A 6,731-nucleotide genomic window follows, 5' to 3' on the forward strand; every position below is an offset into this window, starting at 1 on the left:
TTTGGGGCGTATGCAAGAAACGATATGGTACAAAGAGTTGTGTATGTGACCGAAGAAGACAGTTTCATGATTGATTTTCCGGTGTTGAGCTTTAACCTCTCGGAAACAAAGAAATTGATACTTGAAGAGATCCAGAACGGAGTTTCTTCGGTTACCAAGATTGCGGCGACTGCCGGAATTTCTAAAGGAATGACTTACAACCATCTTCGGGAACTGAAAGCAATGGGATATATAATCGATGGGGAAAATGGATATATTATAACGGATGCGGGAAGAATCGCCTCGATTTGAGTTTAAGAACCAGGCGTAAAAATCATTTTGATTAGATCAATCAGAGAATACCTCTTATGATCAGATAAAACTTTTAACAGCCTGTTTTCTTACTATTCCCCCTGATCATTCACATTTTTTCTCAAAAAATGAAACTCAAGGCTCTTAAAAACCATGTACAGTTAAAAGAATTTTTAGAGTAAATCGAGCTTGGAAGAGCGTTATTATTAAAACGGTTAAAAGTGTTAAATTCGTATCATGGCTGGGTAAATAGAACAAAATACTTGTGAAGAGATCCTTTTAACTGTAACGTAGACCAAAATTGTGTGAATGAGCTCCTGCAGAATTGAGTTGCAGGCAGAAATACAGGAATAGAGGGGAACACCCGGGGAGTAAGGGACAAAGATACAATATGGGGGTATTGTATAGGGAAAGGACCTTACTCCCTTCTACCTATCACTTTTCGCTTATAATTTTCTAATATTTTCTCATTTTTGGATTCCTATAACATTTTGTGATTTTTGTAAAATTTTTTAGACTTACCGTGGATTTGTCTCGGATTCGTCCTTGATTAGTCCCTGATTTTCTAATATTTTCTATGATTTTTTATGATTTTTTATGATTTTCCATGATTTTCCATGATTTTCCATGATTTTCCATGGTTTTCCATGATTTACCATGATTTACCATGATTTCTCTTGGACTCAGCTTTATTTTTTCCAGTTTTTTTCCATAGCTCTGGCTCTCAAATCTGGTGGCATTTTCTCGATTGCATATCTGAGGGCGGTTCTGGGCATCTCTTTTTTGTTATTCATCACGTATTCGAAGACTTCCTGCCTATGGGATTTGCTGGCTTCTTTGAGCATCCAGCCGTAGCCTTTCTGGACCAGATCATCTCCGTCTTTGAGCAGGAGATCGGAGATTTCAAAAACCTCGTTAAGGAAATTGCCTTTTCGGGCAGGCAGGATCAGAGTTACTGCAGCCGCTCGTCTTACCCACCTGTTGTCCGACAGAGCCCAGACCTTGAGTTTTTCCACATACTCTGGGAATTTCTCTATAAAAGAGCCCACTGCATGGTTGCAGAGGGTGTCACACTTTGCCCAGTTGTTAACGTAGTTTTCAATCCAGTGCTCAAAGGTAAAGAAGTCGTCCTCAGAGTAATCATTTCTGATAAGGTAAGCCCAATCGGCTGCAATAAAGGCTTCCTCGCAGTAATCGGACCGAAAAAGTTCCTCACACAGGTCAAAGATTTCTTTTTTGTCTTCGGACTTTATTTCATTATAGTAATTTTTCGCAATTCTTCCCACAAGCGCAGACTTTACTCCATAGCAGCGGATTTCTTCTTTAAAAAAGCGAGACGAACTGGCTTTTGTTTTCTCATCAACGTTGAGGGATAGCTCCTCTCTCATCCTGGGTATAATATTGTGTTCCACAGTTTTCTATTTAATAAGAGGTGTACTTATATTTTATTTATATATATTTACATTTTATTTACATGTACAGTTCATTTATATTTAGACATAGTCATGTCGATTCTGCTTAGATATTACTTTCAAAAATTTTTAAAATGATTAGAAAGTATAAATAAAAATAGAGCCTGAAAACATTTTTCATAAGGAAATTCAATTTATATTTATGCCCAAAGTAAAAATTCGCCCTCAGGAACTCTTTGATTCCAAATGTTTCTTTGACATAATTACACGTACAAATCTCGAATTCATTGAGTTTCCTATAAAAACACTTGAAGAAGAAAGGTATTTTCTGGGTCTAAATGAAGCTAAAAGAAAGGCTAACTTTGAGTACAATTTTTCCGTTCTCTATTACGGAAGACTTGTAGGAGCCTGCGGGATAAAGATCGACCAGCACAGACCCTGGATAGGAGAAATTGGGTACTTCATTGACAGAGATTATCAGAGAATAGGGACTGCAACCGAAGCTGTAAAACAGCTTGAAAAGATCGGGTTTGAGCAACTGGATTTACATAGAATTATCATCCTTATGGACACCCGGAACCTTGCAAGCGAGCGCGTAGCTCAGAAATGTGGGTACAAAAAAGAAGGTACAATGGAAAAAGTCCACCGCATAGGGGAAGATTATTACGACTGTTTCCTTTATGCGAAAATCAGGTAATGAAAAAATTGTGCAGGGCGAAAGAAAAATAAGATATGTCCAGAAGGATGCCCGGGGAGAAAATCAAACAGGGTGGAATCAGCTGAAACCAGCTTAAATCAGCTTAAATCAGTCGAAATCGAGTGAGATTGGTTAAAATTTGTTGAAATTGACTGAAATTATTTGGAATCAACTAAAATTAATTGTAATAGGTTGGAATCAGCTGGAACCGACTGAAATAAAGATTCAGTTCAGCCTGTAAGCCTTGTAATAAGAAAAGGAAAAAATAGGCAGGTAACGCAGGCATGACTGAATCAGACAAGCCCGATAGCCTGTATAAGGCTATTCCCATACCAGACAACCATAAGATTATTTGCTGTTACAAAGACCCCAACGGATTCTATAATACGTTTTGTGAGAAACCATTTTTCCCCCGACGTTTTTATCAAAGGAGCTGCATAAAAAAGCAGGAGAATAAAACCTATTTTTACAAGCAAAAGATGATATATCCCGTAATTTTCCAGAATCATTGCCGGAACAGGATTATATTCCGTACCCTGATTTAAGGCACAAACCGTGGAGATCCAATCTCCGATTACATAGAAAAGAATAATGAAACGTATCTCGTAGAGATAAGAACTGAACGAACCCCGAGTATTGTAGACTTCCAACAAAGAACCTCCCAAAACTCCCCATTTTCCGGTAGAGGAAAACTATATTATAAGATTATATATACGTAAGAAACAAAAACAAGAAACTAAAATAGAGATTAATAATTTTTAGAAAATACGTACTAAGAATTTTTAGATAATTTAGGACACGAAAACACATTAAATAGATGTAAGTATATAAGCGAACTTGTTACAGTTATTAGATGATTGTACTTAGATAATTGCACTCAGATGATTGCACTCAGATGATTGTACTTTAGATGATTGTACTTTAGATGATTGTACTTTAGATGATTGCACTCAGATGGTTGTACTCATAGATTTATTCAGGTTTAGTATTATTCAGGTTTAGTATTTCTTATTATGATATTTTAAAATAGTTAGCTGTAAACTGTAAACAATTATATTTAAAAGTGTATGGTGGTACATCCATCGAAAAACTTGAGTTAAATATAAAACTGTTGGTATTTTGATTCGCAGCGTTCATGAAACTTTTATCCAGATTATCAGATAGATGGTAAAAATGACTCAAAACGTGGACTTTTCAGGGAAGACTGATTCTCCTTCCTTGCTGGAAATGAAAAATGTAACCGTCGTCAGAGGCGGGAGAAAAATCCTTGATTCGGTGTCCCTGTCAATTGAGCAGGGAGAACATGTTGCAATTATCGGGCCTAATGGTTCCGGAAAATCCTCCCTGATCAAGACATTTACAAAGGAATATCACCCGCTTGCAGCAGCCGATGGGCTTATTCTGAATATCATGGGCAAAGGGACCTGGAATGTCTTTGAGCTAAGAAAACTGCTCGGGATAGTCTCAGGAGACCTTCAGCAGACCTACTTCCGTCAGGTTAGTGTGCTGGATGTCGTACTCTCAGGGTTTTTCAGCAGCATAGGAATTTACTATAACCATGAAGTTACCCCTGAAATGGAAACCAGAGCAAAGGAAGTGCTTGAGTTTCTTGAGATTTCCCACCTTGAAGACAGGATGATGTCTGAACTTTCTTCAGGAGAAGCCAGGAGGGTACTCATAGGAAGAGCCCTTGTACATGACCCTGAAGCCCTTATTTTAGATGAGCCTACAAATAGCCTTGACCTCAAAGCCCTTCACAGCTTCCGCGAAATTATCCGGAAAATTGCCGGCTCGGGAAAGAGCATTATTCTCGTTACTCACGCCCTTGAAGATATCATTCCCGAAATTAACCGTGTAATCCTCATCAGAAATGGAAAAATCTTCATGGATGGAAAAAAGCAGGAAATACTGACCGACTCAAACCTCTCGGAATTGTTTTCTCTCCCGGTCGAAGTTGTGAAGAAGAATGGTTACTACCAGGCCCTGATCTGAAGAACAGGCGTGGATTAAAACAAAAAGCTGACAAAATGAAAATATTATATTAACGCCAGCATATTAAAAATCCAGGCCCATCGACATTTCAGGCTTCTCAACATTTCAGGCTTCTCAACATTCAGACCTGCCAACATTCAGACCTGCCAACATTTTAGGCTTATAAACGACTCCGTAGTATCAGAATAAACTGATACTGAGTTCTGCTTTTTATCAATATTCTCAACAGATCCCGCATTTTTTATATTTTTCCTTTTTTCTCTTTAACCTTTATCTATCTCCAGTTCTTTTAACAGGCGTAGTCATAAACTTCAATCTTCTAGTCGCACATAATACATTCCTTACAACTTTCTCTTCTGATTGATACACTTTAATACTTATACGTGAATTAAAACATAAACTATAACTGAATGGCTATAAATGAATGACAAAAGACCCTGGGGGATTAAATTTGGGAAAGCATTTTGTCATAATTGCCGGAGAAGAAGCAGGCCCTAAATCAAATAAAATGGGCGGGATCTGGAATGTTATTCATGAAGAGGCACAAACCCTTGCTGCTCTTTTCGATTCGGGGCAATTGGATACAAAAGAAGATAAAGAAATACTTGTTGTGGGCCCTTATTATGCGCACAGGGGCGCGGACTGGAATCGGGGGTTAAATCGAATTACGGAGATGAAGGAATTTGACTCCCTTAACCCCGGCGAAGAACTTCGTAAAAGCCTTGAATCCCTTGAAAACTCAGGTATCAAGGTGTTTACAGGATCCAAGTTCGTGGGGAGAACGAAGATAGGTTATTTGCAGTTTCAAACCTCTGATTTTGGAAAAATACGCTCTATGTATAAGGGAAATGAGATGAACCTTGAAAGTAGGATCAAATCTGAAGCCTACGAGCACCTTGGGCTTGACTCCCTGAGATACGAGAATATGTCAAACGGGCCTGAGTATACCCATTACCTATGCCTGTCCTATGCAGTTTCAGAGCTTGTCAGGCTCCTGCTAAGCACAGCTTCGGAAAGTTCCGAAATTCCCGACGCAGCTTCAACTCATGCTTCAACTCATAGTTCTATTCCCTGCCCAAGAGTCTCTCTGCACTGCCATGAATTTGGGGTGTTTTATGCGCCAGCTAGACTTAAGAAACTCGGAATTCCAGTAAATACTGTTGCAACTCTACACGCAACTCTGCCTGGAAGGACTGCAGGATACAATACTATCCAGAAAAGAAGGAATAATGACAGCACATGGCCTTCAGGTGTGCCTGAAAACCTGGCCGCCCTTGAAGCGCTGGCTGCATATGCCGATACGGTTACTGCAGTAGGAGAATCGACTCGACAGGAAGCAAGGCTCTTTTATGGGATTAATGGAATTGTGATCCGAAACGGAATAACCATAGAATCCGACAAGATAGACTGGGATCTTAAAGAAAGCTCCCTTAAACGAATCAGAAAATTCCTTTCCGAAAACCTGTATAAGTACCATGGAGGGGAAAGGATCGAACCCGAAAAGATAATCCCGATTTTCACAATCTCTCGTCTGGAGGTGGAAAATAAAGGATATCCGGATCTTCTCGATTCCCTTGTTGCGCTTGAGCACATAATAAAAAATAACATTCTCGAAGGGCATATGCAGGAGGAAATCAGGGTAATCTGTTTCCTTGTTACGGCTGAAGGGTCAAAAACAAACCTTCCGTCAGGATTTCCTGTAAACCTGCCAAAAGAAGTGCTTGTAGGAAACGAACTGAGAATCCAGCAGATGATTGAGGATAGGGGGCTGGATTTTTCGAAAATGGTAAGGGGAAAACGCTCGGTTGCAGCACTTTTATACCCCCAGATTCTTTCAAGCTCGGATGGAGGGTTGGGTATGGAAGTTGAGGAATTTATGGCAGGCTGCTGTGCAGGTATTTTTCCCTCGCGTTATGATCCCTTCCTGCTCACAGGGCTTGAAGCCGGAAAAGAAGGAACCCCAAGTGTGGTCAGTCGGGTATGCGGCTTCAGTGATGCCATAAAGACAATTGAGTCCCTTAAAGAAGCGCTTGGAGGAGTGATAGTAGTGGACAATATCGGTCTTTCCTACTATGAAATAATCCTTGATTATGCCCTGGCAGTCAGTTATTTTACACGGAATTTCATAGAAGATAGGGTAAAGTATAAACTCCTCTGCAGGGAAGCATTCCTCCTTGCAAAAGATATGGGCTGGAAAGCTCCTACTGAACAGTATTATGAACTGATAAGCGGGGCTCGGTTCTGCAAACAGTAAAATACTGCTGGTAGAGGATAAAAAGAAGTTAAAATATCAGGAGAAAACGAATATCAGGAAAAATGAATATCAGGAAAAAAGAATA

At 39.5% G+C, this 6,731-nt stretch carries 6 protein-coding genes; 4 read left to right on the forward strand and 2 right to left on the reverse strand.

Annotated elements, in window-relative coordinates; all coding sequences use genetic code 11:
• Positions 1–291: winged helix-turn-helix domain-containing protein (locus tag A9239_RS16450; protein ID WP_141706495.1), on the forward strand; the 291-nt coding region annotated here is incomplete at its 5' end.
• A 689-nt stretch (positions 292–980) separates the two neighbouring features.
• Here the strand turns inward: A9239_RS16450 and A9239_RS16455 are convergent.
• Positions 981–1,703 carry a DNA alkylation repair protein gene (locus A9239_RS16455; RefSeq protein WP_048156080.1) on the reverse strand — a complete coding sequence of 241 codons (723 nt, stop codon included), beginning with the start codon at positions 1,701–1,703 and terminating at the stop codon, positions 981–983.
• 202 nt (positions 1,704–1,905) lie between these two features.
• Here A9239_RS16455 and A9239_RS16460 point away from each other — a divergent pair, with 202 nt between their 5' ends.
• Positions 1,906–2,400 carry a GNAT family N-acetyltransferase gene (locus tag A9239_RS16460; RefSeq protein WP_048156084.1) on the forward strand — a complete coding sequence of 165 codons (495 nt, stop codon included), beginning with the start codon at positions 1,906–1,908 and terminating at the stop codon, positions 2,398–2,400.
• 293 nt (positions 2,401–2,693) lie between these two features.
• Here the strand turns inward: A9239_RS16460 and A9239_RS16465 are convergent, their stop codons facing one another.
• Positions 2,694–3,050, reverse strand: a complete 357-nt coding sequence (locus A9239_RS16465; protein WP_048123477.1) for a hypothetical protein — start codon at positions 3,048–3,050, stop codon at positions 2,694–2,696.
• Positions 3,051–3,564: 514 nt separating this feature from the next.
• Here A9239_RS16465 and A9239_RS16470 point away from each other — a divergent pair.
• Positions 3,565–4,392 (forward strand): ABC transporter ATP-binding protein, encoded by an 828-nt coding sequence (locus A9239_RS16470; RefSeq protein WP_141706496.1) that lies wholly within the window; start codon positions 3,565–3,567, stop codon positions 4,390–4,392.
• A gap of 451 nt (positions 4,393–4,843) precedes the next feature.
• Positions 4,844–6,646 (forward strand): glycosyltransferase, encoded by a 1,803-nt coding sequence (locus A9239_RS16475; protein WP_048121242.1) that lies wholly within the window; start codon positions 4,844–4,846, stop codon positions 6,644–6,646.
• Positions 6,647–6,731: the final 85 nt, after the last annotated feature.

It is taken from the genome of Methanosarcina sp. A14, assembly GCF_001729375.1.
Lineage (GTDB): Archaea > Halobacteriota > Methanosarcinia > Methanosarcinales > Methanosarcinaceae > Methanosarcina > Methanosarcina barkeri.